Below are 880 nucleotides of genomic sequence, written 5' to 3'. Positions count from 1 at the left end.
CCCAATTTCGAGGGTTAACATCACCTACATGACGGTAACGAATGACACCATTCGCATCGATAATGAAGGTTTCTGGTGCACCGTACACACCAAGATCCAGCCCCAACATACCGCTGCCATCGAACAGACTAATTAGGTATGGGTTACCTAAATCGTTCAACCAACCGATCGCTTTGTTTCGATCATCTTTGTAGTTCATACCGATGATCTTCACGCCTTTACCAGCAAGTTCGTTGAGATATTTATGCTCTGCGTAACAGGTAGGACACCATGTAGCCCACACATTTAACAGCAGAGGCTCACCTTTAAAAATCGACTGATCGTACTGTTTACCCGGTTCGGCCAAGTCTTCTAAGTGAAACTTAGGAACAGGTTTGCCAACTAAAACAGATTCCAACTTTGTGGGATCGTCCCCATCTTGGTTACGAACCAACTGTGTTGCGAAGATCCCCGCCAGAACTAAGAAAGCAACCAACGGGATAAACAAGATTTTCTTATTCATTTTATGCTACCTGCTCGTTTGACTTTGCGTTCTTTTTCGATGACTTACGGAAGCGGTAACGCTTATCAGAAATCGCTAGTGCGCCGCCTAATGCCATGATCAAAGAGCCAGCCCAGATCCAACGTACGAACGGTTTGTAGTAAATGCGCACCGCCCAAGAACGGTTATCTTCCAAACGCTCCCCCATCGCGATGTAAAGGTCGCGAGTGATGCCACGATCAATGGCCGCTTCTGTCATCATCGACTTCGCGGTGCGGTAGAAACGCTTCTCGGCATGAAGTGTATTGATGTACTTACCATCGTGTGTGATTTCGAAATCAGCGATGTAACCATCGTAGTTCGGACCGTCTTTATCACGAAGACCCGAGAAGTAGAAAT

The 880-nt window shown here is 46.5% G+C and carries 2 protein-coding genes; both read right to left on the bottom strand.

Annotated elements, in window-relative coordinates; genetic code table 11:
• Window positions 1-502 (bottom strand): DsbE family thiol:disulfide interchange protein (locus R8O10_RS24325; protein WP_318191832.1); only part of this gene is annotated, 502 nt, incomplete at its 3' end.
• Window position 503: 1 nt separating this feature from the next.
• Window positions 504-880, bottom strand: a 377-nt coding sequence (locus R8O10_RS24320; protein ID WP_318191831.1) for a cytochrome c-type biogenesis CcmF C-terminal domain-containing protein, incomplete at its 5' end; no start/stop codon positions are given.

The sequence above is a fragment of the Vibrio sp. 1727 genome (genome assembly GCF_033344415.1).
In the GTDB taxonomy this organism is placed as follows: Bacteria; Pseudomonadota; Gammaproteobacteria; order Enterobacterales; family Vibrionaceae; genus Vibrio; species Vibrio alginolyticus.
Note: the sequence above shows the minus strand (reverse complement) of the source record. Positions and strands in the feature narration are given on the sequence as shown.